A 25361-nucleotide genomic window follows, 5' to 3' on the forward strand; every position below is an offset into this window, starting at 1 on the left:
GCCGCCGTTCCCCCGCGGCCCTTTCTGCGTCCGCGCCTCGTCCCAACCTGCCGGAGACCCTTGCCCCGTGCCTCTCGTCGACATCGCCGCCGTCGCCCGCCTGATCGCCGAAGCCGGCGCCGAGGAAGCCCTGCCGCGCTTCCGCCAGCTCGCCGCGCACGAGGTCACGCAGAAGGCCTCGGGCGAGCTGGTTACGGTCGCCGACCACGCCGTCGAGGCGGTGTTGACCCGCCGCCTCGCCGAGCTGCTGCCCGGCTCCCTGGTCGTCGGCGAGGAGGCGGTCGAGGCCGACCCCGCGGTCCTGGCGCGCTTCGAGCGCGACGAGTACGTCTGGATCATCGATCCGATCGACGGCACCGGCAATTTCGCCAAGGGCCGGCCGGTCTTCGCCGTGATGGTCGGGCTGGTGCGCGGGCGCGAGCTGCTCGCCGGCTGGATCCACGACCCCATCGAGGGGGTGACGGCCATGGCCGAGGCCGGGCAGGGCGCCCTGCTGGCCGGTCCGGAGGGCGAGCGCCGTCTGCGCCTGACGCCGGCGCCGCCGCTGGCCGAGATGACCGGCGCGCTGAACGCCGGCACCTTCGGCTCGAAGGAGCTGGCCGCGACCCTGGCGCGCAACCGGCGCCGGCTGGCGGCGCTCGACGGACTACACTGCGCCGGCCAAGACTACCTGCGCCTGGTGCGCGGCGAGATGCACTTCCTGCTGTTCAGCAAGACCAAGCCCTGGGACCACGTGCCCGGGCTGGTCATCCACCGCGAGGCCGGCGGCTTCGGGCAGTTGCTCGAGGGCCGCGCCTACCGGCCGACCGACATCGCCAGCTACGGCCTGCTCTCGGCGCCCGACGAGGCGAGCTGGCGGACGCTCCGCCAGACCCTGCTCCAGGACTGACGGGGCGGATCAGCTCCCGGCCTCGGTCCGCAGCCGGACCAGCAGCTCCTGGGCCTGCCGCAGGTGGTCGAGCACCGCCGGCAGGGTGTCTGCGGCGAAGCGCTGCATGTCGGCGTCCTGGCCCGAGCCGATCTCCCAGGCAAGCAGCTGCGCGGTGCGGATGTGGTCGCGGACCTGCCCGCTCATGTAGGCGAGGTCGAAGTCGCGGCCCGAGAGCGGCTCAAGGCGATCGCGCTGGGCCTGGTGCTCGGCGTCCGGGGCGTCCGGCAGCGGGATGCCGGCCTCTCCGGCGACGCCGACGAGGCGCTCGTTCGCCTTCGAATGCTCCTCGACCATGCGCTGGGCGAAGCCCTGCACCGCTTCGCCGCCGCCCTGGCGCGTCGCCAGCTCCCCGAGTTCGACCTCGGCCAGGCCGCCCGCCACGGCGAGGCGCGCGAACAGCCGGGCGGTGGCGTTCGGATGATCCGGCGCCGGCACGCCCGGCTTCTCCTGGGGAGCGCCCGGCGTCATGCCGGCAGGATTGCCGTACTGGGCGGCTGCCGGCGCAGCCAACAGAGCGCCGAGCAGGCCGATCGTCGCTGCCGTCGCGAAGCCGCGCATCCCTTGCTCCCGTCTCAAAGCGCCGGCCCGGGTCACAGGGCCAGCATGTAGGCGACCAGCGCCTCCTTCTCGGACTGCTCGAGATCGAGCCCGAGCACCAGATTGAAGAACTCGACCGTGTCGGCGAGCGTCAGCAGGCGTCCGTCGTGCAGGTAGGGCGGGGTGTCCTTGATCCCGCGCAGCGTGAAGGTCTTGATCGCGCCGTCCGGCTGGGTCACCAGGTCGTTCACGGTGGTGCCGACCTGGTAGAAGCGCTCGAGCTTCAGGTCGTGCATGTTGTTGTTCATGAAGGCCGTCTCGGGCACGTGGCAGACGGCGCAGCGGCCCTTGCCCAGGAAGATGCGCTCGCCCTCCAGCTCCTGCTCGCTCGCCAGCTCCGGGTCGAGCCGGCCGAAGGGGTCGAGCTTCGGCGCCGGCGGGAAGTCGATGATGTTCTGCATCTGCGCCATCATCGCGACCTGGTTCGGGCGGTCGGGCAGGTGGACGCCCTTGCGCGTCGCGCTGACGTGGTCGCCGTTGAAGTAGGCGGTGCGCTGCTCGAACTCGGTGAAGTCCTCGACCGAGCGCAGCGAACGCTTCGAGCCGTGGATCTGCTGGTTGAACAGGCCGCGCAGGCTGGTCGAGTCGAGCCGGAAGCGGTGGGCCTGCGGCCGCACGTCCGGCGTCAGGTGGAAGGCCGCGTTGGTGTTGAAGTTGGCGTGGCAGTCGAGGCAGGTGACGCCGAGGCTCTGCTCCTCGACCTTCCGGTCCTCGGTCATGTTGAACTCTTCCTGCGGGAAGGGCGTCAGCAGCAGGCGCAGGCCTTCCATCTGGACCGGCGTGAGGATGCCGTTCAGCAGCTCGTAGTGGTTCTTGATGGTCAGCAGCTGCCCCTGGGAGACGTCGCCCAGCTCTGGCCGCGTGGTCAGGAAGATCGGCGGCGGGAACTCGGGGGTCAGGTGCTTCGGCAGGTCGAACTCGACGTCGAAGCGGCGCAGGTCGCGGCTCTCCTGCTCGAGGATCGCCTCGATCTGGTCGTCGGGGAAGACCTGGCCGCCCGTCGCCTGCTTGACATGCGGCAGCGGCAGGAAGCCACCGGGCAGCAGGCCACGCTCGCGAATCTCCGAGGGGCTGAGGGACGAGAGCTCCTCCCAGGTCACGCCTTCCGGCAGCTTCACCCGCACGCCGCCCTGCACCGCCCTCATGCCGCCGGACATGAAGACCTCCGGGATCGGCCGGTCGGACAGGTCGTAGCGCTCCTCGAGCAGGTCGGCCTGGCGCTGCATGACCTGCGGCTTCTGCGCCTCGTCCATCGCCTTGACGTCCGAGAAGGGCTGGGTCGGCAACGGCCGGTAGGTCAGCGAGGGCGGCAGGGGATCGGCGGATCCGGCCGGAGGTGCGAAGCCGAGCAACGCGCCGGCGACGGCAAGGGCAACGAAGCCCGGGATTCGAGCCATGGGTGCCTCCCCTCGATGAACCGTGACGAGATTAGAGCCATTCCATGAACACCCCTCTTGAGAGAAAGTTCCCGCTCGTCCTTGCCAGGCGATGGCGCGGGCATGGATGGCGCTAGCGCAGCATCAGGGTCGGCAGCCAGGTCGCCAGGCCGGGTACCGCCAGCAGCAGCAGCAGGCCGAGCAGCTGGAGCAGGAAGAAGGGCAGGATGCCGCGGTAGACGACGCCCATGCCGAGCTCGGGCGGCAGGGTGCCCTTCATGTAGAAGAGCGTGTAGCCGAAGGGCGGCGAGATGTAGCCCATCTGGATGGTCACGGCGTAGAGCACGCCGAACCACAGCTCGTCGAAGCCGAGGAACCGGACGATCGGTATGAAGACCGGAACGGTCAGCAGGATGATGCCGATCTCGTCGAGCACCATGCCCAGGAAGACCAGCACGGCCAGCATGACGCCGAGCACCAGGTAGGGCCCCGCGTCGAGCGTGCGGATGAAGTCGAGCAGCGCGTCGGCGCCGCCAAGGCCTGTGAAGATCGCTACGTAAGCCTTTGCGCCCAAAGTGATCCAGAGGATCATGGCGGTGGCCTTGGTGGTCTCGATGGCCGAGGCGCTGAGGGCCTCGAAGGTCAGGCGGCGCTCCAGCGCCGCGGCCAGGGCGGCGCCCAGCACGCCGACCGCCGCCGCCTCCGTCGGGGTCGCCAGCCCGAAGAAGATCGAGCCCAGGATCATGACGATCAGCAGCGCCGGCAGGACCAGGGAGCCGAGCGCGGCGAAGCGCTCGCGCCAGCTCGCCGTGCGGTGGTCCTCGGCCAGCGGCGCCGCCTCGGGCCGCAGCCACGACAGCACGACGATGTAGAGGATGTAGAGGCCGGCCAGGATGACGCCGGGCACGATGCCGGCGATCAGCATGCGGCCGATCGAGACCTGGGCGGTGACCGCGTAGACGATGGTCAGCACCGAGGGCGGGATCAGGATGCCGAGGGTGCCGGCGGCGCAGATCGTGCCGGTCGCCAGCTCGGCGCGGTAGCCGCGGCGCAGCATCTCGGGCAGGGCCAGCAGGCCCATGGCGGTGACCGCGGCGCCGACCACGCCGGTCATGGCCGCCATGATCACGCAGATCACGACCGTGCCGACGGCGAGGCCGCCGCGCAGGCGGCCGAACCACAGCTCCATCGCCCGGTAGAGGTTGTTGATGATGCCCGAGCGCGACAGCAGGCCGGCCATCAGGATGTAGAGCGGGATCGCCAGCAGCGCCTCGGAGCGCATGGTGTCGAAGATCTGCAGCACCAGGACGACGACCGCGTCGGCGTTCCACAGCGTCACGGTGATCAGCAGCGACAGGCCGCCGAGCACGAAGGCGATCGGCAGGCCGGTCGCCATGAACAGCACCAGCCCGCCGAACATGATCGCCAGGATCGCGCCGGAGCCGAGGGTCTCGGTCATCGGAGGGGGCCGGTCATAGCGAGGAGCCGGTCATCGGCTGGCCTCGCCGGAGGGCGTCACGACCCGCTCGGCGGGGGCGGGGCCCTCGATCAGGGTGCGCAGGAACTCGGCGACGGTCTGCAGCAGCAGCAGGAAGAGCGCCAGGGGCACCGCCGCCTTGGTCCACCAGATCTGCGGGTTCCAGGCCGAGAAGGAGGTCTCGCGGTACTGCCAGGATTCGAAGGCGAGCGGCGTCGCGTACCACAGCAGGATCACGCAGAAGGCGGCGATCACCGGGAAGTTGAGCAGCTCGACGAGGCGCTCGACGCGCGCCGGCAGGGCGCGGCGGACGACGTCCATGGCGACGTGGCCCTTGAGATGCAGGACGTAGGGCCCCGACAGCAGGAACATCGGCCCGAACAGCAGCAGCGCCAGCTCCGAGGCCCAGACCGTCGGGCTGTCGAAGAGATAGCGGCAGACGACGTCGATCAGCATGGCCGGCGCGATCGCATAGAGCAGCGCCGCGCTGGCCAGGAAGGCCAGCCGGTTCAGGCCGGTGATCGCGCGCACGAAGGGCATGGCGAAGAACGCGCCTCGACGGGAAAGGGCGCCGGGCCGGGGTGGCCGTCGGCGAAGCCTCGGGCCACCCCTATAGGCCGGCGCGGCGGTGCTAGGCCAGGATGCCGAGCTGCCGCATGAAGGCCATCTGGCTGTCGAGGATCCGCTTGGCCAGGTCGTCGTCCTTGGTCGCGGCCTGCCAGGCCTCGACCGCCTTCGGGCGGTTGGCCAGGATGTCCTCGGCGGACAGGATGGAGACGGTGACGCCCTGGGCCTTGTACTTCTCCAGAACCTCGACGTCCTGCACCAGGATGTGCTGGCGCAGGGCGCCCGAGACCTCGCGCGCGGCGACCGCCAGGGCCGCCTTGTAGGCCTCGGGCAGGGCGTCGTAGGCGCGCTGGTTGGCGACGTAGCTGGTCGCCGTGGTCGGCTGGTGGACGCCCGGCAGCACGATGTACTTGGCGACCTCGCCGATGCCGGCCTCGTAGTTCGCGGTCAGGTCGCCGCGGTCGGCGAGGTCGATCACCCCCTTGTCGAGGGCGCTGTAGACCTCGCTGGTCGGCAGCGGCGAGACGGCGATGCCGAACTTCGCCATGACCGAGGAGGCGAGGCCGACGAAGCGGCCCTTCTTGCCCTGGAAGTCGGCGATCGATTCGATCGGCACCTTGGAGTGGATCGGCTCCTCGCCGTAGACGCTCGGGGCGATGTAGTGCAGGCCGGCGGCGCCGTAGGCTTCGCGGGCCAGCTCCAGGCCGCCGCGCTCGTAGAACCAGGCCTCGTACTGGTCGGACTCCGGGAAGCCGAAGGGGATCGTGCTGGTGAAGGCGAAGGCGGGGATCTTGCCGGCCTCGTAGCCGTCGAAGGTCTTCATCATCTGGAAGGCGCCGCCGCGCACGGCGTCGAAGGCCTGGGCCGCAGGCACGATCTGGCCGGCGGCGAAGAGCTCGATCTGGAAGCCGCCGTCGGTCAGCTCGGCGACCCGGGCGACGAAGCGCTCCTCGAACTTCTGCGGCGTCGTGCCCGGATCCCAGAGCGCCTGCATGCGCCAGCTCACCGTGTCCTGGGCGCGGGCGGGGCGGGCGAGGGCGGCGGTGCCGGCCAGGCTGCCGGCGGCGAGGGCCGCGGTGCCGGCGGCCTTCAGGAAACTGCGACGATCGTTGCTCATGTCTCTACTCCTCCCGGTTCTTCTTTTGACGGTCGCCCCCGACGCGGGAGCGCCGCTCAGGTGCCGCGCAGGCGCGCCAGGATCTCCCTGGCGCGGTCGGCGCGCACGTCGTGGGCCTCGGCCAGCTCGGCCGCCACGGCGTCGATCTCGGGGCCGGCGGCGCCGGCGCCGATGGCGATGTTGCGGGCGTGCAGCGCCATGTGGCCGCGCTGGATGCCCTCGGTGGCCAGCGCTCTCAGCGCCGCCATGTTCTGCGCCAGGCCGACCGCGGTCGCGACCTCGGCGAGCTCCTGGGCGCTGGCGACGCCGAGGATCTTGAGGGCGACCTGGGCCAGGGGGTGGGTGCGCGTCGCGCCGCCGACCAGGCCGAGCGCCATCGGCAGCTCCAGGGTGCCGACCAGGCGGCCGTCGGCGGCGCGCTCCCAGGTCGTCAGCGAGCCGTAGCGGCCGTCGCGCGCGGCCCAGGCGTGGGCGCCGGCCTCGATCGCCCGCCAGTCGTTGCCGGTGGCGACGACCACGGGGTCGATGCCGTTCATGATGCCCTTGTTGTGGGTCGTCGCCCGGTAGGGGTCGATGGCGGCCAGGGTGTAGGCGTCGAGGATGCCCTCGATCATGCGCTCGCCGGAGAAGGCCTTGGTCTCCAGGGCCTCGGCGGTGACCGAAACGCGGGCCCGGGCGAGGCGCCGGTCGGCCAGGTTCGACAGGATGCGCAGGCGCACGCTGCCGCCGGTCAGGCGCTCGACCAGCGGCGCCACCGCCTCGGCCATGGTGTTGACCGTGTTGGCGCCCATGGCGTCGCGCACGTCGACCAGCAGGTGCAGCACCAGCATCGGGCCGCGCGGCGTGTCCGGGAAGACCTGGACCTCGATGTCCTTGCAGCCGCCGCCCAGGCCGATCAGCACGGCGTCGCGGGCATTGGCCAGCGCCAGGATCTCCTCGCGCGCGGCGAGCAGGGTCAGCCGGGCGCCCTGCGGATCGCCGAGGCCGACGACCTGCACCTGGGCGCGCATGATCGGCAGGCTGCTCGAGGTCTGGAAGCCGCCGCAGCCGCGTGCGATGCGCGCCATGTAGGAGGCGGCGGCGACCACCGAGGGCTCCTCGACGACCATCGGGATCAGGTAGTCGCGGCCGTTGATGCGGAAGTTGGTGGCGATGCCGAGCGGCAGCGCGAAGCCGGCGACGACGTTCTCGATCATGCCGTTGGCGCGCTCGAGGCCGAGCGCGTCGGGATCGGCGAGCAGCGCGCGCTCCGCCTCGCTCAGCCCGACCCGCTCGGCGAGCCGCTCGAGGCGCTCGGCCGGGGTCAGGTTGCGGTAGTTCTCGATCCGCGAATCGAGGGCGTTGGGAATCGTCACGTGACGGGAGCCTCCTCTCGGCCGCCTTCGCTGGCCCTGGGCCCGAAGGTCGTTGTCGCGGGCCCTCTGGCGGGGTCGCGAGCCCTCTATCGGGCCTTGTACGCGAGCATCGGGAGAGGCGGGCGGCAGCACAAGGTACAGTTTGTGGATTTGTCCAAGTTACTGTACCAGTCGATTACCTGGCACACTTAGAGGCCGCCCGTGCGACCCTCCCGCGCCGCCGAGATCGCCGCCATCGTCGCCCGCCTGATCGAGGAAGGGCACCTGCCGCTCGGTAGCCGGGTGCCCTCGGTGCGCGCCGCCGCCGAGCAGCACGGCGTCTCCAAGAACACCGTGGTCGAGGCCTACGACCGCCTGGTCGCGAGCGGACACCTGGAGCCGCGGCGCGGCTCGGGCTTCTACGTGCGCCGGCCGAAGCGGCGCGGCGGCGACCTGCGCCCGGTCCACGTCAGCGAGGCGATCGACCTGGTCTCGCTGCTGCGCGAGCAGCTCGACCGGCACTACAGCGTGCGCGTCGGCGACGGCCGGCCGCCGGCGAGCTGGATGGAGGAGTCGGAGCTCGGCCGGCATCTGCGGCCGCGCAGCGCCTTCGGCGAGGGCCGCATGGAGCACGGCTACGGCACGCCGCCCGGCTACGAGCCGCTGCGCGGCAAGATCGCCCACAGCCTGATCGAGCGCTCGATCCGGGCCTCGGCCGAGCAGGTCCTGCTGACCTTCGGCGCCAACCACGGGCTCGACCTGATCGTGCGTCAGTACGTCGAGCCGGGCGACAGCGTTCTGGTCGACAGCCCCGGCTACTACCCGCTGTTCGGCAAGCTGCGCCTGGCGCGCGCCGGCGTCGTCGGCGTGCGGCGCGGGCCCGAGGGGCCGGACCTCGAGGACTTCGAGGCCAAGGCGCGGGCGGTCCAGCCGAAGCTCTTCTTCACCCAGACCCTGGCCCACAACCCGACCGGCGGCTCGGTGCCGCTCGACGCCCAACACCGCCTGCTGCAGCTCGCCGAGCAGCACGGCGTCACTTTAGTGGAGGACGACCCCTTCGCCGACATCCTGCCGCTCGGCAGCCCGCGCCTGGCGGCGCTCGACCAGCTCGAGCGGGTGATCTACGTCGGGACCTTCTCCAAGACGCTCTCGGCCAGCCTGCGCTCGGGCTACATCGCCGGCAGCGCCGAGCTGATCCGCCAGCTGACCGACGTCAAGATGCTGACCGTGGTCAACAGCTCCGGCTACGTCGAGCGCCTGCTGTTCGAGCTGATCGCCGGCGGCCACTACCGGCGCCACCTGAAGCGCCTGCGCGAGCGGGTCGAGCGGGCCAGCGCGACGGCGCTGGAGCGGCTGCGCGGCCTCGGCTTCGAGGGCCTGGGCGAGCCGGCCGGCGGCTTCTACCTCTGGTGCCCGCTGCCCGAGGGCCTCGACGACATCGCCCTGGCCCGGCTGGCAGCCCGGCAGGGCATCTTCCTGGCGCCCAGCTCGATCTTCGCCGTACCCGGCGACTACCGCACCGCGCCGGCGATCCGGATCAACGTCGCCTACGCCGACGACCCGGCCTTCCTGGCCTTCATGGCCGAGGTGCGGGCGGGGGAGTTCGCCTGAGGGCGCGGGCGGCCCTGGGCACCCACGCCCCTCGACAGGCTGGGGACGAAGCGACCTTTAGAGATGGCTCCTGCTTTCGCTTCGTTCCGAGCGTGTCGAGGGGCGTGGGTGCGCCCGGCCGTGCCCGGCCGGGCCGTCAGCCGCGGTGGATCGCCAGGGGGCTGAAGGCCTGGATCACCGGCATCATCTCGATGCGGTTGATGTTGAGGTGGCGGGGCAGGGTGGTGACCCAGAAGATCGCCTCGGCGATGTCCTCCGGGACCATCGGCTCGACCTTTTCGTAGACCTTGGCCGCCTTGTCCGAGGCGCCCTTGAAGCGCACTTCGGAGAACTCGGTCTCGGCCAGGCCCGGCTCGACCGAGGTCACGCGCACCTGCTTGCCGAGCAGGTCGGCGCGCAGGTTGAGCGAGAACTGCGTCACGAAGGCCTTGGTCGCGCCGTAGACGTTGCCGCCGGGGTAGGGGTAGCTGCCGGCGATCGAGCTCAGGTTGACGACGTGGCCGCGATTGCGGGCGACCAGGCCGGGCAGCAGCGCGTGCGTGCAGTGCAGCAGACCCTTGATGTTGGTGTCGACCATGGTGTCCCAGTCGTCGAAGTCGATCTCGTGGGCCGGCTCCAGGCCGAGCGCCAGGCCGGCGTTGTTGACCAGCACGTTGATCTCGGCGAAGCCGGCCGGCAGGCCCTCGATCGCCTTCAGCACCGCCGGGCGGTCGCGCACGTCCAGGGTCACGGGATGGAAATTCTCGCCCAGTTCCTGCTTCAGCTCCTCCAGCCGCTCGCTGCGCCGGCCGGTGCCGACGACCTTGGCGCCGGCGCCGACGTAGCGGCGCGCCAGCGCCTGGCCGAAGCCGGAGGTGACGCCGGTGACGAAGGCGGTGAGCTCTGCGGGGTCGAGGGTCTTGTACATCAGGTCGGCTCCTTCTGTTCGCTGCGCACCGGGTCGGGCGCTGGTTCTGGGGGCGCGGGTTCTTCGGGAGGGGGGCGCTCGCCGCGCTTCGCCCGCTGCCAGGCGGTCTCCATCTCCTCCAGGCTGGCGTCGCCCGGAGATTTTCCTTCTTGTTCAAGGGCCTGCTCGACCAGGCCGAAGCGGCGCTCGAACTTGGCGTTGGTGTGGCGCAGGGCCGCTTCGGGGTCGATCTTCAGATGGCGCGCGAGGTTGACCACGGCGAACAGCAGGTCGCCGAGCTCGTCTTTGAGGCGTGCGGGGTTGAGCCGCGCGCGATCGGCGCCGACGGCGATCTCGTGGCGCAGCTCCTCGAGCTCCTCCTCGACCTTGGCCAGCACCGGCGCGGTCTCGGGCCAGTCGAAGCCGACCCGCGCGGCACGCTTCTGCAGCTTGACCGCGCGCAGCAGGGCCGGCAGGCCGCGCGCGACGCCGGCGAGCGCGCCGGTCTCGCCGCGCGCCACGCGCTCGGCGGCCTTGCGCGCCTCCCAGTCCCGCGTCTGGGCGGCCGCGTCCGCGAGGTCGGCAGCGCCGAAGACGTGCGGGTGGCGGCGCACCATCTTGTCGGCGACGGCGCCGGCGACCGCCTCGAAGTCGAACTGCCGGGCTTCCTCGGCCATGCGGGCGTGGAAGACGACCTGCAGCAGCAGGTCGCCGAGCTCGTCCTGCAGGCCGGGCAGGTCGCCGCGCTCGATCGCGTCGGCGACCTCGTAGGCCTCCTCGATGGTGTAGGGCGCGATGGTCGAGAAGTCCTGGGCCAGATCCCAGGGGCAGCCGCCCTCGGGATCGCGCAGCCGCGCCATCACCGCCAGCAGGCGGTCGATGTTGCGCGTGCCGTCGGAAGCGGGCGGTCGATCGTCCATGGCGCGCAGCATAGAGGCGGAGCGGCGACGGTCAACGGCGGCACGCGGCGCGCTGCAGAGAGCATTCCGGAATGCGTATAATGTATATTATGGAAAATATTAGAACGATCTCTTGGGTTAGCTGTCGCCGACAAGCCCTTGTGCAGGCTGCCTTAGCGCGCCAGCGACGGCAGCCAGAGGGAGATCTCCGGGACCAGCAGGATGGCGGCCAGCACCAGCAGGTCGAGCACCAGGAAGGCCGCGACGCCGCGGAAGATCTGCTCGAGCGGAATGCCGCTCGGCGAGCAGGCCTTGATGACGAAGACGTTGAGGCCGATCGGCGGCGTGATCAGCCCGACCTCGAGCAGCTTGATGACGACGACGCCGAACCAGACCAGGTCGAAGCCGTAGCCCTCGACCAGCGGCACCATGAAGGGCAGCGTCAGCACCAGGATGCCGATCGAATCCAGGACCATGCCGATCAGCAGGTAGAAGACGACGACGCCGAGGATGACCAGGGCCGGATCGGCGCCGGTGCCCTGCAGCCACTCCAGCGCCGCCGGCGTCACCCGGGTCAGGGAGATGAAGGAGACGAACAGCTTGGCGCCCATGGCGATGACGAAGATCATCGCGGTCTGGCGCGCGGTGACGCTCAGCGCCTCCTTCATGCCGGCCCGGGTCAGGTTGCCGCGCAGCACGCCGATGGCGATCGCCATAGCCAGGCTGACCGCCGCCGCCTCGGTCGGCGTGAAGATGCCGAGATAGATGCCGCCGACGATGACCAGCAGCAGCGCCACGACCGGCCAGAGCTTGCCGAGTGCGGCCAGGCGCTGCTCGGCGGTGAAGTGCGGCGCCTCGGCCCATGCCTCTCCCGACCCCCCCTGCCCGGCGCGCGGCGCCGCGGCCGGCTGCAGGCGGACCCAGATCAGGATCGTCGCGACGAAGCCGGCGAGCGACAGCAGGCCCGGCAGGATGCCGGCCAGGAAGAGGTTCTTGACCGACTGGTCGGTGAAGATCGCGTAGATCACGAACAGCAGGCTCGGCGGGATCAGCGAGCCGAGGGTGCCGCCGGCGGCGACCGAGCCGGTCGCCAGGGTCGGCCGGTAGCCGTGGCGCAGCATCTCCGGCACGGCGATGCGGCCCATCGCCGAGGCGCAGGCGACCGAGGAGCCGGTGATCGCCGAGAAGCCGCCGCAGCCGAGCACCGAGGCGATGGCCAGGCCGCCCGGCAGCCTGGCGGTCCAGACCTGCAGCGCGTCGAACAGGTCGGTGGTGATGCGCGCCTGGTAGGCGACGTGGCCGAGCCCGACGAACAGCGGGATCATCGAGAGCGGATAGTTGTGCACGAAGCCGAAGGCGGTCGAGCCGACGATCGAGAGCGTCGGCGCCAGGCCGCGCGCCAGGTCCGCCTCCGCGCCGGGCCGCCAGGAGAAGAACAGCAGCAGCCCGACGCAGGCCGCCAGGCCCAGGCAATAGGCGATCGGCACGCGCAGCACGAGCAGCAGCAGGGCGCCGCCGAGCACGCAGAGCGCCAGCAGTTGCGGATCCATCAGGCCCTCGCGTCGCGGACCAGCAGGAAGACGAGACGCAGGATGACGCCGGCGAGCGCCGCCGTCGCCAGGGCCAGCCCCGGCCATTGCGGCAGGCCGAGCAGCCCGTCGTAGTACTCGCCGGTGCGCCAGGACTTGGCCAGGAGGGTCCAGAAGGCGACCAGCAGGAAGCCGAAGAAGGCGATTCCCGCGAGGTGCGCGAGGCAGGCCATGAGGCGCCGCGCGCCCGCTCCCGCGCGCGCCGTGAAGACGGTCACCGCGATGTGCTCGCGCTCGGCCGTGACCAGGGCGAGCGGCCCCAGGATGACCAGCAGCATGAGCTCCGACACCAGCAGGATGTCGTCGGGGATGACGGCGTGCCAGAGCGCGCGGGTGACGACGTTCAGGGTGACGATCAGGCAGAGCAGGACCAGGGCGAGCCCGGCCACGCGCACGCCGGCCCGTTCGAGCAGCGTGTGGCGGCCGGGCTCGTCGAGACCCGGTGAACCGGCGGCCCTTATCGGGTCCACGGATATCCCTTGTCGGCCAGCTCCGCGGCGTAGCCCTCGATCCGCGCCTCGTAGTCGGCCAGCAGGGCGGCGCCGTCGAGGCCGCTGCCGGCGGCCTCCTCGGCCCAGGCCTCGACCTGGCGGCTGCCGGCCTCGAGCACCTTCTCGCGGTCGGCCTCGGAGAAGCGGACGACCTCGATCGCCTTGCCGTCGATGCCCTCGACCATGGCGGAGCGGTCGGCCTCCAGCTCCTCGATCATGACCTGGGCCATGCGGTCGATGAAGTCGTCGCTGACCGCCTCGACGACCGCGCGCTGCTCGTCGCTCAGCGCCTGGTAGCTGTCCTTGTTCATGAAGACGCCGAAGGACATGTTCTGGCCCCAGTCGAGCTCGGCGACGTGGCCGGCGACCTCGTACTGCTTATAGGCGCGCATCGAGTAGTAGTAGTTCTGGTTGCAGTCGATCAGGCCGCTGTCGAGCGCCGGGTAGACGTCGGCCTGGCTCATGCCCTGGACGTCGGCGCCGAGGTCGGCGAGCGCCTTGCCGTAAGGACCCGAGGCCCGGATCTTGAGGCCCGCCAGATCCTCGGCGCCGGCGACCGGCCGGGTGCAGATCAGCTGAATCGGGCCGGTCGTGAAGTTCGTCAGGTAGACGACGTTGGCGGCGTCGAACTCGGCCTTCAGCGCCGCGTTCTCGCTGGCCAGGGCGTCGAGCGCGCGCAGGCCGACCCACTCGTCGGAGTTCTCGACCGGCAGGTCGCCGATGTTGTAGCCGCGCAGTTCGCTCGGCGTGAAGAAGCCGATCACCGTGCCGGCGTCGGCGACGCCGGTCGAGAGGCCGCCCAGCGTCGCCTTGCCGCCGAGCAGCGCGCCGCCCCAGTGGAACTCGACCTTGAGGTCGCCGCCCGAGCGCTCCTCGATCTGGTCGGCCCACCACTGCAGCGTCTCGGCGCGCGAGCCTCGGTTGGGGCCGTAGTCGGAATAGCGGAGGACCGTCTCCGCCATGGCGGTGCAGGCCAGGCCCGCGGTCAGGAACATGCCGGCTCCGGCCAGCAGCAGGTTTCGCGTGCGCATTCTGGTGGTCCTCCCGTTCAAGCGTGTTGGTCTTTTCTTCGGCGGGCGATGGCCCGCCGCTAGTCCTTCGGGGCGCGCGGCCCCGGCGCCTCGCCCCCTGCCCCTCGCCCCCTGCCCCCTGCCCCGCAAGTCCGCCGGGCAGGGCGGGCGGGATCAGTTCGGCCAGTTCTCCAGCAGGTCGACGTCGTCACCGTAGCGGCGCGCGGCCTCGCGCACCTGCGGGTCGTCGAGCGCCGTCAGATAACCCTTGTCGATCAGTGTCGTATTGTCCGCGGTTACGGTGCTGTCGAAAGTGATGAGGTCCATGTGGATCGGCGGCTCCTCCCAGTCCGGCATTTGCCGGCGGATGTAGTCGCAGGGCTTGGCGAGATCGATGCCGAAGTGCAGCACGCCCGGCGAGTTGGAGCCGGCCGGATAGATCTCGTAGCGCGGCGCCTTGGGGTTGAAACCGCAGCCGAGCTCGATCAGCTGGCCGCCAACCAGCATGTCGCGCAGGATCTCGGCGTCCCTGCTCGCGCCGCCGACCTCGACGATGCGATCGTCGGCGAAGACCACCGGGATGCGCTCCTCGAAGGGCCGCTCGAAGCCGACCGCCCATTGCGGATAGAGCACGCCGTTGATCGGCACGACGACGCTGTCGTCGTTGCTGACCATGGTGCGGTCGTAGAGGTTTGGTCCGTGGCACGGCAGGTAGTGGACGTAGCAGCCGGGCTGGTCGGCGATCATCTCGCCCTTCCAGCGCGTCGTGCCCAGCAGGTTGTCGACCATGCCGCCGTCGACCGCGATGCCGAGCTCGGTGCCGCGCGCGTCGGCGAACTGCAGCGAGAAGTCGCGGCCGCGCGGGTACTGGCGCGCCGTGGCGCGGATGATCTCGCCGAGCAGCTCCGGCGCGAAGCGCGCCTGGGGCGTGTCGAGCAGGTCGAGGTCGCGGAAGTAGGTGATCTTGATCCAGCGCTGGCCCTTCTCCCGGCGCATCCGGATGGCGAAGGGGTCGAGCACCGAGCAGAACCAGGTCGAGACGACGAAGGTCGCCTCCTCGAGGTGCGGCTTGGCCCACTCCGGCATGGTCTCGTGCTGGGTGGTGTGGCTCATCAGGACCAGCGGCTCCTTGACGCCGCGCGCCTTGGCCAGGCCGGTGATCGCCGACGTGACGCGCGGGTCGAGCTTCTTGTCCGCCAGGATCAGCAGCTTGTCGTCCGGGCGCAGCGCGAGAACCCGGCAGAAGACGTCGTAGGCCGCGAAGGCGTTCTCGATCCTGGTGGTCGGCAGATCCTCGCGGGTCGGCAGCCCCCGGCCGATGAAGTCGCCCTCGGCATTGAACATTCCGGCGCATCCCCGTGCTTGAACTTAGATATCTTAGAACAGAAAATGCGTGCAATCTTCGGAAGCTGTCAAGCGCGGGCGGCCGCCCTGGGCCGAGGACGGCGCTTTTTGCGTGCAAGACGGGAGGACCGGGTGTCGAAGCAACTCGCAGAGGTGAAGGACGAGATCCGCGCCCGGATTCTGTCGGGTGCCTACGGCGCCGGAGCCTGGCTGAAGGAGGCGCACGTCGCCGCTCACCTGGATACCTCGCGCACGCTGGTCAAGCTGGCCTTCACCGCCCTCGAGAGCGAGGGCCTGCTGATTCCGCTCGAGACGCGCGGCTACCGGGTCGCCAGCTTCAGCCCCGAGGAGGTCCTCGACGCGATCACCCTGCGCGCCCAGATCGAGGGCCGCGCCGCCCGCCTCGCGGCCGAGCGCGGCCGCGGCGGCGGCGAGCTCGCTCAGATCGTCGCGGACGGCGAGATCGCCGTGCCGGCGCGGCTCGACGAGGCTCTGCGCGGCCGCCTGGTGGAGATCAACGGCCGCTTCCACCGCGCGATCGAGGCCCTGGCCGGCAGCCGCGCGGTCAGCCGCGCCCTGGCGGCGCTGCGCGCGACGCCGCTGTCCGGGCCGAGCGCCATCGTCTTCGATCCTGCGGATCCCGAGCGCGACCTGGTGCGCCTGCGCCGCGCCCAGGACGACCACCGCCGGATCGCAGAGCTGATCGCCGCCGGCGCAGGGCGCCGCGCCGAGGCGATGATGACGGAGCACATCCTGTCCTCGGCGGACCACAAGCGGCGCTACTTCGACGACCTCCAGGCCCGGCGCCTGGTCACGCTGACGCCGGGCATCGCCCTGATCGCCGAGCCCGCCGACGGCTGATCGCCGCGGGCTCGGAGCGCGGACGGGAGCCCTGGCGCTCGCCGCCGGGCGCCCCTATCGTGCCGCAATCATGACCGGAAGCGCTCGCCTCGACCCGCCCGCCCGCCCCGGCCCTGCCGAGGGCGCCTACGTCGACGTCAACGGCGTCAGCGTCGAGCCGGCCGCCGAGGGGGCTGAAACGCCGCCTCCCGGCGACAAGGCGGTGCCGGCGCGCGACGACCGCAACTGGATGCTCTCGCCGGGCCGGCAGGCGGACCTCGAAGCCGCCGTCGTCGCCCGCCTGGCCCCGACCCTGGCCGCCATCCTGGGCCGGCCGGAGGCCGAAACCGCGGGGCGCGCCGCCGAGGCGATCGCCGAGTTCTTTCCGCTCTATCGCGAGCGGCCGATCCGCAGCAACAAGGGCGGCGGCCTGATCAACGACAGCCTCAGCCTCTACCTGGTCGCGCGCCTGTTGCAGCCCGAGACGATCGTCGAGAGCGGCACCTACCAAGGCCACTCGGCCTGGCTGCTGCGCCGCGCCTGCCCGGCGGCGGCGATCGTCACCTTCGACGTCCGCCCCGAGCAGCTGCGGCACCGCGAGCCCGACGTCGACTACCGCGCCGGCGACTGGAGCGCGGCCCCGCTGCCCGACTTCGATCCGGCGCGCACGCTGGTCTGGTTCGACGACCACGTCAGCCACGCCCGGCGGCTGGTCGAGGCCCGGAACGCGGGCTTCCGCCACGCGTTGTTCGACGATAACTTCGATGCCTATAGTCTTTATGCGACGGGCGGCGCGCCGGTGCCGACCCTGGCCATGACGATCGATCGGGGCCTCGCGGACGGCGAGGAAATCGTCTGGATGCGGCACGGGAAGACCTATCGCTACCGCCTCGACGGCGCTGCCTGCCGGGCCGCCCGCGCGGCCATGGCCGACTACCGTCCCCTGCCCGACCTCTCGCCGATCACCCGCTACTCGCCCTCTTCCGGAATGACCTACGTGAGGATCGCGCCATGACGCCTTCGCGCCTGACGCCTTCGAACGGGACCTGGCAGGCCCCCGGCCTTCTGGCCGCCGGCGCCCTGGCCCTTCTTCTGGTCACCGCGCCGCAGGCGCGGGCCGAGACGGAGGTCTACGAGCTGCCGGAGGTCGCGCTGCCGGGAAGCCTGGTCGAGCCCGACAGCCTCAAGGCCAAGGTCGAGGCCGGCGAGCTGCCGCCGGTCGCGGAGCGGCTGCCGGAGACGCCGCTGGTCGTCGAGGCGACGGAGGGGCGCAGCTACGGGCGCTACGGCGGCGACCTGCGCATGCTCGTCGGCCGGCCCAAGGACAGCCGCCTGCTCTCGGTCTACGGCTACGCCCGGCTGGTCGGCTTCGACCAGGACTTCGAGCTGAAGCCCGACATCCTGCGCCAGGTCGAGGTCGAGGACGGCCGGATCTTCACCCTGCACCTGCGTCCGGGCATGCGCTGGTCGGACGGCGAGCCCTTCACCGCCGAGGACTTCCGCTACTGGTGGGAGGACGTCGCCAACAACGAGTCGCTGTCGCCCACCGGCGTGCCGCGCGCCATGATGGTCGACGAGAAGCCGGCGACCTTCGAGGTCATCGACGAGCACACCCTGCGCTACAGCTGGGAAGCGCCCAATCCCTTCTTCCTGCCGGCCCTGGCCCAGGCGGCGCCGCTCTTCATCTTCCGCCCGGCCCACTACCTGAAGCAGTTCCACGAGCGCTACGGCGAGGCCGACTTCATCGCCCACCAGGCCGACAAGTACGCGGTGCGCGGCTGGGCACCGCTGCACAACCGGCTCGACGACCTCTACCGCTTCAACAATCCCGACCTGCCGGTGCTCCAGCCTTGGCACCTGACCCAGGAGGACATGGGCCAGGAGCGCATCGTCGCCGTGCGCAACCCCTATTTCCACCGGGTCGACGCCGAGGGGCGCCAGCTGCCCTACATCGACAGCTTCACCCTGGTGGTGACCTCGGCCTCGCTGATCCCGGCCAAGACCGCCTCCGGCGAGACCGACCTGCAGTCGCGCGGCGTCAACTTCAGCGATTACACCTTCATCAAGGGCAACGAGCAGAAGGCCGGCTACAGCCTGCGGCTGTGGGATACGGTGCGCGCCTCGGAGATGGCGATCTACCCGAACCTCAACGCCAACGACCCGGTCTGGCGGGAGCTCAACCGCGACGTCCGCTTCCGCCGGGCGCTGTCGCTGGCGACGCCGCGCGAGGAGCTCAACCAGGTCGTCTACTTCGGGCTCGGCTCTCCCGGCAACCAGTCGGTCCTGCCGGGCTCGCGGCTCTACAAGGAGGAGTACCGCCAGGCCTGGGCGCACTACGATCCGGAGCAGGCCAAGGCCCTGCTCGACGAGATCGGCCTGAGCGAGCGCGGCAGCCAGGGCATCCGCCGGCTGCCCGACGGCCGGCCGCTCGAGATCGTGGTCGAGACGGCGGGCGAGAACCCGCAGGAGTCGGACGTGCTGCAGCTCGTCGCCGACGGGTGGCGGGACGTCGGCGTCAAGCTGTTCATCAAGCCGACCTCGCGCGAGGTGCTGCGCAATCGCATCTTCGCCGGCGATACCGTGATGGCGCTCTGGTACGGCCTGGAGAACGGCATCCCCTCCTCGGACTTGCCGCCGAGCGAGTTCGTGCCGATCCAGCAGCATTCCTTCCAGTGGCCGAAGTGGGGCCAGCACTACGAGACCAAGGGCCGCTCCGGCGCGGCCGTCGACGTCGAGGCCGCCGAGCGCCTGATGGCGCTCTACGACGACTGGCTGCGCGCCGAGACGCGCGAGGAGCGCCGCGCCGCCTGGCAGGAGATTCTGGAGATCAACGCCGAGCAGGTCTTCACCCTCGGCCTGGTCGCCAAGGTGCCGCAGCCCATCGTCGTCTCCAACCGCCTGAAGAACGTGCCGGAGAAGGCGATCTACAACTGGGATCCCGGCGCGCAGTTCGGCGTCTACCGCCCCGACAGCTTCTACTTCGAGAAATAGGCGACCCTTGTCCGACTTCGCCTGCCCGGTGTGCGGCGTCACCGGACCCTTTCGCGACCATCCGCGCTCCGGACGCCGCAACGCCAGCTGCGGGCACTGCGGCGCGCGCGAGCGGCACCGCCTGCTGGCGCTCTACCTGAAAGGCCACCCGGACCGCAGGCCGCCGCTCGCCGGGCGCCGGCTGCTCCACGTCTCCCCGGAGGCCATCCTGGAGCCCCTGCTTGCCGACCTCGCCGAGTACGTGACCGGCGACCTGACCGACCCCGAGGTCGACCTCGCGCTCGACCTGACGGCGACCGGCCTGCCCGCCGGCAGCTTCGGCGCGGTCATGGCCAACCACGTGCTCGAGCACATCCCGGACGACCGGGCTGCCTTCGCCGAGATGTTCCGGATCCTGGCGCCGGGCGGCCTGGCGGTGATCACGGTGCCGGTCGTCGAGGGCTGGGAGCGGACCTACGAGGACCCGGCGATCGACACGCCGGCGCTGCGCGAGCTCCACTTCGGCCGCCACGACCACGTGCGCTACTATGGCCGCGACCTGCGCCAGCGCATCGCCGCGGCCGGCTTCGACCTCGAGGTCTGGCAGCCCTCGCCCGCCGACTGCCTCGCCTACGCCCTGCATCGCGGCGCCAGCGTCTTCGTCGGCCACCGGCCCTGAGCGCCAGGCGCCCGCGACCGCTCGCCGCCCGCGACCGCCCGCGTTGCGCTGACCGCCGCCTTGGCTTAGCCTCGTTTGCGCAAAAGGCAGCGGCGCCAAGCCGCGCGGCAGGCGATTCCGCCGGAACGCCCGAAGCAGACAGGGAGAGGCACAGCATGAACCGCAAGACACTTCTCACCGCCATCACGCTTGCCGCTGGGTTCGGCGTCGCCCAGGGCGCGCTGGTCGGCGCCGTCGAGGCCGGCGAGGTGCTCGACCGGGTGATGGAGAGCAAGACCCTCAAGGTGGCGACCGATCCCGCCTACCCGCCGCAGTCCTCGCAGAAGCCGGACGGCAGCTTCGAGGGCTTCGACATCGACGTCGCGACCGCCATCGCCGAGCGACTGGGCGCCGAGGTCGAGTTCGTGACGCCGGCGTGGGACGTCATCACCGCCGGCCACTGGGGCAGCCGCTGGGACGTCTCCGTGGGCTCGATGACGCCGACGGAGCAGCGCGCCGAGGTGCTCGACTTCCCGGCGATCTACTATTACACGCCGGCGAGCTTCTTCGTGCACCAGGACGCGAGCTACGGCTCGGTCGAGGAGCTCTCGGGCAAGACGGTCGGCGTCTGCGCCGCCTGCACCTACGAGGACTACCTGCGCGGCAACCTGACGATCGACGCCGAGGGCGTGCCGCCCTTCGAGTTCCTGGTCGAGCCGGGCGAGATCCGCACCTACGACACCGACCTCAACGTCATGGACGACCTGCGCCTCGGCGACGGCGTGCGCCTCGACGCCGGCCTCTCGGCGCTGCCGACGGTGCAGGGCGCCATCGATTCGGGCTATCCGCTGAAGGTGCTCGGCGAGCCGGTGTTCTACGAGCCGCTGGCGGTGGCGACCGACAAGGGCGACCCGGAGTTCGACGCCAAGATCCAGGAGGTCATCGCCTCGCTGCACGAGGACGGCACGCTCGGCGAGCTGTCGGAGAAGTGGTACGGCGTCGATCTGACCTCCGCGGACAAGTAGCGGGGAACCGGGCGGCGGCCGGCGCGTGCTGGACCTGCTCTTCGAAGGATGGGAACGGCCGGGGATTCGCCGGCCGTTCCTTTTTCTGCTGTTCTTCGGGCTGCTGTTCTGGCTCGACCTCTCGGCCTGGACGACCGGCGAGGGCCCCTTCGCCCTCTTCGGCGTCGTCCCGGAGGAGGGCCTCGGCGAGGCCTCGGCCCTGGCCGCACGCGCACTGCCCGCGGCGCTCATCGCCGGCTTCCTGATCCTCGACTTCTGGCTGCTGTCCTTCCTGCCGCTGCTCTGGCAGATCGGCCTGGTCTGGGGCCAGCTGCTGGCGACCTTCGTGCTCTTCGTCTACGCCTTCGACCTCGACATCCCCTACATCGTCGAGCGCCTGCCGATCATGATCGGCACCGGTGCTGTGCTGACCATCGGCGTGTCGGCGGCCTCGATCTTCTTCGCCTGCTTCATCGCCCTGGCCGGGGCCCTGGCGCGCCTCTCGAACAGCGGGCCGGCCTACGCCATCGCGACCTTCTACATCTCCTTCTTCCGCGGCACGCCGCTGCTCCTGCAGATCTTCCTGATCTATCTCGGCCTGCCGCAGTTCGGCGTCCACCTCGAGGCCGTGCCGGCCGGCATCCTGGCGCTCTCGCTCTGCTACGGCGCCTACCTCGCCGAGATCTTCCGCGCCGGCATACAGGGCGTGCCCTACGGCCAGGGCGAGGCCGCGACCTCGCTCGGCCTGAGCCGCAGCCTGACCCTGCGCAAGATCGTGCTGCCCCAGGCGATGAAGCTGATCGTGCCGCCGACCGGCAACCAGTTCATCGCCATGCTCAAGGATTCCTCCCTGGTCTCGGTGATGGGCGTGCTGGAGCTGATGTACCTGGCGCGCACCCAGGGCCGCGCCGGCTTTCGCTACTTCGAGATGCTGATCACCGCGGCGGTGATCTACTGGGTCATCTCCTTCTGCTTCGAGCTGGTCCAGGCGCGCATCGAGCGGCACTACGGCAAGGCCGACAAGCGCTGAGGGCGGCGGGGCCGATGCCGGGGCCGGGGCCGGTGCCTTCACCCTTCGACAGGCTCAGGGTGAAGCAGACTGTGGTGCGGGTGTCGGCTTCGCCCTGAGCCGGTCCAAGCGCTCCCACGTCCCTCGATAGGCTCGGAACGATGCGGACGGTCGGCGCAACGCCCCGCCGACCCGCACCGCCTTCTGCTTCGTCCTGAGCCTGTCGAAGGGCGTGGCAGCGCCCCGCCCTACTCCGGCAGCTCCAGCACCAGGCCGTCCCAGGCCGGCTCGACGCCCTCGGGGCAGAGCGCCAGGACCCGGCGGTAGTCCATGGTGTGGTTGAGGTGGGTCAGGTAGGCGCGCTTCGGCCCGACCCGCCGGATCCACTCCATAGTCTGCTCGAACCAGGAATGGGTCGGGTGCGGCTTCATCGCCAGGCAGTCCACGATCCAGGTCTCGACGCCCTCGAGCGCGGCGAAGGCGGCCTCGTCCAGCTTCCAGGCGTCGGTCGAGTAGGCGAAAGAGCCGAAGCGGAAGCCGGCGCTCTCGACGCCGCGGTGGTCCTGGCAGAAGGCCCGCACCGGCACGCCCTCGGCCTCGAAGGCGCCGTACTCGAAGGTGCGCTCCTCGAGGATCGTCGGGTACTGCTGGTGGCGCGGGGCGGCGTGCCGGAACATGTAGTCGAAGCGCCCGGTCAGCATCCGCCGCGTCTCGGCCGACATGTAGGCGGGGATCTGGCCGCCCTTGGCGTAGGCCATGGCGCGCAGGTCGTCGAGGCCGTGGCAGTGGTCGGCGTGCCAGTGGGTCAGCAGCACGGCGTCGATCGGCGGCACCGCGAAGGTCAGCAGCTGCTCGCGCACGTCCGGTCCGGCGTCGACCAGCAGCACCTTGCCGCGGGTCTCGACCACGATCGAGACCCGGCGCCGGCGGTTGCGCGGCTCGGCCGGGTTGCAGTCGATCCAGGCGCCGCCGGGCGAGCCGTCGGGCAGCGGCACGCCGCCCGAGCCGCCGCAGCCGAGCACCGTGACCTTCATCGGGCGGCGGCGCCCGGCGCCACGGCCTTGGCGAAGAGCCGGAAGAAGTTCGCCGTGGTCGCCGCGGCCAGCGCCTCGAGCGTGACCTCCTTGAGCTCGGCGAGGCGCGCGGCCGTGTGCGGCACGTAGGCCGGCTCGTTGGTCCGGCCGCGGTAGGGCACCGGCGCCAGGTAGGGCGCGTCGGTCTCGACCAGCAGGCGGTCGAGCGGGACACGCCGCACGGTCTCGCGCAGGGCGTCAGCCGTCTTGAAGGTGACGATGCCGGCCAGCGAGATCGAGAAGCCGATCTCCAGCGCCGCCTCGGCCAGGGCCGGTCCGGCGGTGAAGCAGTGGATGACGCCGGGGAAGGCGCCGGCCGCGTACTCCTCGCGCAGCACCCGCACGGTCTCGTCGTCGGCGTCCCGGGCGTGGACGATCAGCGGCAGCCCGGTCTCGCGCGCCGCCGCGATGTGGCTGCGGAAGGAGGCTTCCTGCGCCCTGCGCGGCGAGTGCTCGTAGTAGAAGTCGAGGCCGGTCTCGCCGATGCCGACGACCTCGGGCTCGGCGGCCAGCGCGATCAGCCGGTCGGGCGTCTCCTGGCCTTCCTTTTCGGCCTCGTGGGGATGCACGCCGACCGAGCACCAGACCTCGGGGTAGCGGCGGGCGATGGCGTGGACGCCCTCCCAGGTCGAGAGTTTGGTCGAGATGGTCAGCAGCGTGCCGACCCCGGCGTTGCGCGCCCGCGCGATCACGCCGTCGAGGTCGCCCGCCTCCTCCAGGTAGTCCAGGTGGCAGTGAGAGTCGACAAGGAGGGCGGTCACGAGGTGGCCGCCTCCACTTCCGGCTCGACGAAGCGCGGGAAGACGCCCTCCGGCTTGGGCAGCGGCGTGCCGGCGAGGAGCCGCGTCTCCAGGTCGGCGAAGCCGCGCCGCCCGGCCTCGACGCCGAGCTGGTCGAGCAGGGCTGCCATGGCCTGGGGCATCACCGGCTGGACCAGCAGGGCGACGTGCCGCACGGTCTCGGCCAGGACCCAGAGCACCGTCGCCATGCGCGCCGGGTCGGTCTTGCGCAGCGTCCAGGGCGCCTGCTCGTCGACGTAGCGGTTGGCGTCGCCGACGACCTGCCAGACCGCCTCGAGCCCGCGGTGGAAGGACTGTCGGCCGAACTCCTCGCGCAGGCGCGCCAGCAGGCCGCCGGCCTTGTCGAGCAGGGCCTTGTCGGCCTCGCTCAGCGCGCCCGGCTCCGGCACCGCGCCGCCGCAGTTCTTGGCGATCATCGAGAGGCTGCGCTGGGCCAGGTTGCCGAGATCGTTGGCCAGGTCGCCGTTGATGCGCGCCACCATCGACTCGTGGCTGATGTAGCCGTCCTGGCCGAAGGGCACCTCGCGCAACAGGTAGTAGCGGACGGGATCGAGCCCGTAGCGCTCGACCAGGTCGGCCGGGTTCAGTACGTTGCCGAGCGACTTCGACATCTTCTCGCCCTTGTTGAGCAGCCAGCCGTGGGCGAAGACGCGGTGCGGCGGCTCCAGGCCGGCGGCCATCAGGAAGGCCGGCCAGTAGACCGCGTGGAAGCGCAGGATGTCCTTGCCGACCATGTGCAGGTCCGCCGGCCAGAACTTCTTGAAAGACTCCGAATTTTCATCGGGATAGCCGACGGCCGTGATGTAGTTCGTCAGCGCATCGAGCCAGACGTACATGACGTGCGCCGGGTCGTTCGGCACCGGGATGCCCCAGCCGAAGGTGGTGCGGCTGACCGAGAGGTCGTGCAGGCCGCCCCTGACGAAGGACAGCACCTCGTTGCGCCGGCTCTCCGGCAGGATGAAGTCGGGGCGCGCCTCGTAGAGCGCCAGCAGGCGCTCCTGCCAGGCCGAGAGGCGGAAGAAGTAGGAGGGCTCCTCGACCCACTCGCACTCGGCGCCCGAGGGCGCGACCATGGCGCCGGCCTCGTTGCGGGTCAGCTCGTCCTCGCCGTAGAAGGCCTCGTCGCGCACCGCGTACCATCCGGCGTAGCTGCCCAGGTAGATGTCGCCGGCCTCGAGCAGCTTCCGCCAGAGCACCTGGCAGGCCGCCTGGTGGCGCGGCTCGGTGGTGCGGATGAAGTCGTCGTTCGAGAAGTTCATCAGCCGCGCCAGCTCGCGGAAGTTCTCGCTGACCGCGTCGGTGAAGGCCTTGGGGTCGAGGCCCTTGGCCTGCGCCGACTTCTCGACCTTCTGGCCGTGCTCGTCGGTGCCGGTCAGGAAGTGGACGTCGCGGCCGTCGAGCCGCATGAAGCGTGCCAGCACGTCGCAGGCCAGGGTCGAGTAGGCGTGGCCGATGTGGGGCCGGTCGTTGACGTAGTAGATCGGCGTGGTGACGTAGTAGCGGGCGGAAGCGGACATCGCGGCTCTTCTTCTCCTTGGCGCCGGCCGGCCGGCGGGCTCCTCATCTGGGCGGCGAGACAGGCGGGACAAGCGATGGCCTTCCCCTTCCCGTCATCCCCGCGAAGGCGGGGATCCATAGGCAGATCGCGGCCGCCCCGACGTCGCCGGCTCGGTCTCCGCCTCGGTCTCCGCCGGACTCCCCATGGATCCCCGCCTTCGCGGGGATGACGGGATGGAAAGGTCCCTGCCCACTTAGGAGGTCGGGACTAGCGGCTTCGG

General features: G+C 70.9%; 23 protein-coding genes. 8 read left to right on the forward strand and 15 right to left on the reverse strand.

Going from position 1 to position 25361, the window contains the following annotated elements; all coding sequences use genetic code 11:
• Positions 1-67: 67 nt before the first annotated feature.
• Complete coding sequence (locus WD341_RS01640) at positions 68-889, forward strand: inositol monophosphatase (protein ID WP_368423665.1); 822 nt, start codon at positions 68-70, stop codon at positions 887-889.
• 9 nt (positions 890-898) lie between these two features.
• On the opposite strand, the gene WD341_RS01645 is transcribed toward WD341_RS01640, so the two are convergent.
• From WD341_RS01645 to WD341_RS01670, 6 genes are all read right to left on the reverse strand, one after another.
• Positions 899-1489 (reverse strand): DUF4142 domain-containing protein, encoded by a 591-nt coding sequence (locus WD341_RS01645; RefSeq protein ID WP_368423666.1) that lies wholly within the window; start codon positions 1487-1489, stop codon positions 899-901.
• Positions 1490-1521: 32 nt separating this feature from the next.
• On the reverse strand, positions 1522-2925 hold the full coding sequence (locus WD341_RS01650) for a hypothetical protein (RefSeq protein WP_368423667.1): 1404 nt from the start codon (positions 2923-2925) through the stop codon (positions 1522-1524).
• 112 nt (positions 2926-3037) lie between these two features.
• Positions 3038-4363 carry a TRAP transporter large permease subunit gene (locus tag WD341_RS01655; RefSeq protein WP_368423668.1) on the reverse strand — a complete coding sequence of 442 codons (1326 nt, stop codon included), beginning with the start codon at positions 4361-4363 and terminating at the stop codon, positions 3038-3040.
• Positions 4364-4393: 30 nt separating this feature from the next.
• Positions 4394-4921 carry a TRAP transporter small permease subunit gene (locus tag WD341_RS01660; RefSeq protein WP_368423669.1) on the reverse strand — a complete coding sequence of 176 codons (528 nt, stop codon included), beginning with the start codon at positions 4919-4921 and terminating at the stop codon, positions 4394-4396.
• 91 nt (positions 4922-5012) lie between these two features.
• Positions 5013-6065, reverse strand: coding sequence for a TRAP transporter substrate-binding protein DctP (dctP, locus tag WD341_RS01665; protein WP_368423670.1), 1053 nt, complete (start codon positions 6063-6065; stop codon positions 5013-5015).
• A gap of 56 nt (positions 6066-6121) precedes the next feature.
• Entirely contained in the window at positions 6122-7420 is a 1299-nt protein-coding gene (locus WD341_RS01670) for a hydroxymethylglutaryl-CoA reductase, degradative (protein ID WP_368423671.1), read from the reverse strand.
• Between the two features lie 201 nt (positions 7421-7621).
• On the opposite strand from WD341_RS01670, the gene WD341_RS01675 reads away from it, so the two are divergent.
• Complete coding sequence (locus tag WD341_RS01675) at positions 7622-9010, forward strand: PLP-dependent aminotransferase family protein (protein WP_368423672.1); 1389 nt, start codon at positions 7622-7624, stop codon at positions 9008-9010.
• A gap of 136 nt (positions 9011-9146) precedes the next feature.
• Here the strand turns inward: WD341_RS01675 and WD341_RS01680 are convergent, their stop codons facing one another.
• From WD341_RS01680 to WD341_RS01705, 6 genes are all read right to left on the reverse strand, one after another.
• Positions 9147-9917, reverse strand: coding sequence for an SDR family oxidoreductase (locus WD341_RS01680; RefSeq protein WP_368423673.1), 771 nt, complete (start codon positions 9915-9917; stop codon positions 9147-9149).
• Positions 9917-10816, reverse strand: coding sequence for a nucleoside triphosphate pyrophosphohydrolase (gene mazG, locus WD341_RS01685; RefSeq protein ID WP_368423674.1), 900 nt, complete (start codon positions 10814-10816; stop codon positions 9917-9919). Before mazG ends, WD341_RS01680 begins: the two co-directional genes overlap by 1 nt.
• 152 nt (positions 10817-10968) lie before the next feature.
• The gene (locus tag WD341_RS01690; protein WP_368423675.1) at positions 10969-12345 is read right to left on the reverse strand and encodes a TRAP transporter large permease; all 1377 of its coding nucleotides are present in this window, start codon (positions 12343-12345) and stop codon (positions 10969-10971) included.
• A complete protein-coding gene (locus WD341_RS01695) occupies positions 12345-12854 on the reverse strand; it encodes a TRAP transporter small permease (protein ID WP_368423676.1) in 510 nt (169 codons plus the stop codon). The genes WD341_RS01690 and WD341_RS01695 overlap by 1 nt, the downstream gene beginning before the upstream one ends.
• Positions 12842-13906 (reverse strand): C4-dicarboxylate TRAP transporter substrate-binding protein, encoded by a 1065-nt coding sequence (locus tag WD341_RS01700; RefSeq protein ID WP_368423677.1) that lies wholly within the window; start codon positions 13904-13906, stop codon positions 12842-12844. The genes WD341_RS01695 and WD341_RS01700 overlap by 13 nt, the downstream gene beginning before the upstream one ends.
• Before the next feature lie 153 nt (positions 13907-14059).
• Complete coding sequence (locus WD341_RS01705) at positions 14060-15229, reverse strand: hypothetical protein (protein WP_368423678.1); 1170 nt, start codon at positions 15227-15229, stop codon at positions 14060-14062.
• 132 nt (positions 15230-15361) lie between these two features.
• On the opposite strand from WD341_RS01705, the gene WD341_RS01710 reads away from it, so the two are divergent.
• From WD341_RS01710 to WD341_RS01735, 6 genes are all read left to right on the forward strand, one after another.
• Positions 15362-16090, forward strand: a complete 729-nt coding sequence (locus WD341_RS01710) for a GntR family transcriptional regulator (protein WP_368423679.1) — start codon at positions 15362-15364, stop codon at positions 16088-16090.
• A 70-nt stretch (positions 16091-16160) separates the two neighbouring features.
• The gene (locus WD341_RS01715; RefSeq protein WP_368423680.1) at positions 16161-17084 is read left to right on the forward strand and encodes a hypothetical protein; all 924 of its coding nucleotides are present in this window, start codon (positions 16161-16163) and stop codon (positions 17082-17084) included.
• On the forward strand, positions 17081-19060 hold the full coding sequence (locus WD341_RS01720; protein ID WP_368423681.1) for an ABC transporter substrate-binding protein: 1980 nt from the start codon (positions 17081-17083) through the stop codon (positions 19058-19060). Before WD341_RS01715 ends, WD341_RS01720 begins: the two co-directional genes overlap by 4 nt.
• Before the next feature lie 7 nt (positions 19061-19067).
• Positions 19068-19718, forward strand: coding sequence for a methyltransferase domain-containing protein (locus WD341_RS01725; protein ID WP_368423682.1), 651 nt, complete (start codon positions 19068-19070; stop codon positions 19716-19718).
• 155 nt (positions 19719-19873) lie between these two features.
• Positions 19874-20722 carry a transporter substrate-binding domain-containing protein gene (locus WD341_RS01730; protein ID WP_368423683.1) on the forward strand — a complete coding sequence of 283 codons (849 nt, stop codon included), beginning with the start codon at positions 19874-19876 and terminating at the stop codon, positions 20720-20722.
• Between the two features lie 25 nt (positions 20723-20747).
• Positions 20748-21731: an amino acid ABC transporter permease gene (locus tag WD341_RS01735; protein WP_368423684.1), complete on the forward strand. Its 984-nt coding sequence runs from the start codon at positions 20748-20750 to the stop codon at positions 21729-21731.
• A 227-nt stretch (positions 21732-21958) separates the two neighbouring features.
• Here the strand turns inward: WD341_RS01735 and WD341_RS01740 are convergent, their stop codons facing one another.
• Genes WD341_RS01740 through metG form a run of 3 tightly spaced genes read right to left on the reverse strand, consistent with a single transcriptional unit; the run spans position 21959 to position 25100 of the window.
• Entirely contained in the window at positions 21959-22744 is a 786-nt protein-coding gene (locus WD341_RS01740) for an MBL fold metallo-hydrolase (RefSeq protein WP_368423685.1), read from the reverse strand.
• Positions 22741-23544 carry a TatD family hydrolase gene (locus WD341_RS01745; protein WP_368423686.1) on the reverse strand — a complete coding sequence of 268 codons (804 nt, stop codon included), beginning with the start codon at positions 23542-23544 and terminating at the stop codon, positions 22741-22743. The genes WD341_RS01740 and WD341_RS01745 overlap by 4 nt, the downstream gene beginning before the upstream one ends.
• The gene (gene metG / locus WD341_RS01750; RefSeq protein WP_368423687.1) at positions 23541-25100 is read right to left on the reverse strand and encodes a methionine--tRNA ligase; all 1560 of its coding nucleotides are present in this window, start codon (positions 25098-25100) and stop codon (positions 23541-23543) included. Before metG ends, WD341_RS01745 begins: the two co-directional genes overlap by 4 nt.
• Positions 25101-25361 lie beyond the last annotated feature (261 nt).

The organism is Tistlia sp. (assembly GCF_040905785.1).
Classification (GTDB): Bacteria; Pseudomonadota; Alphaproteobacteria; order Kiloniellales; family DSM-21159; genus Tistlia.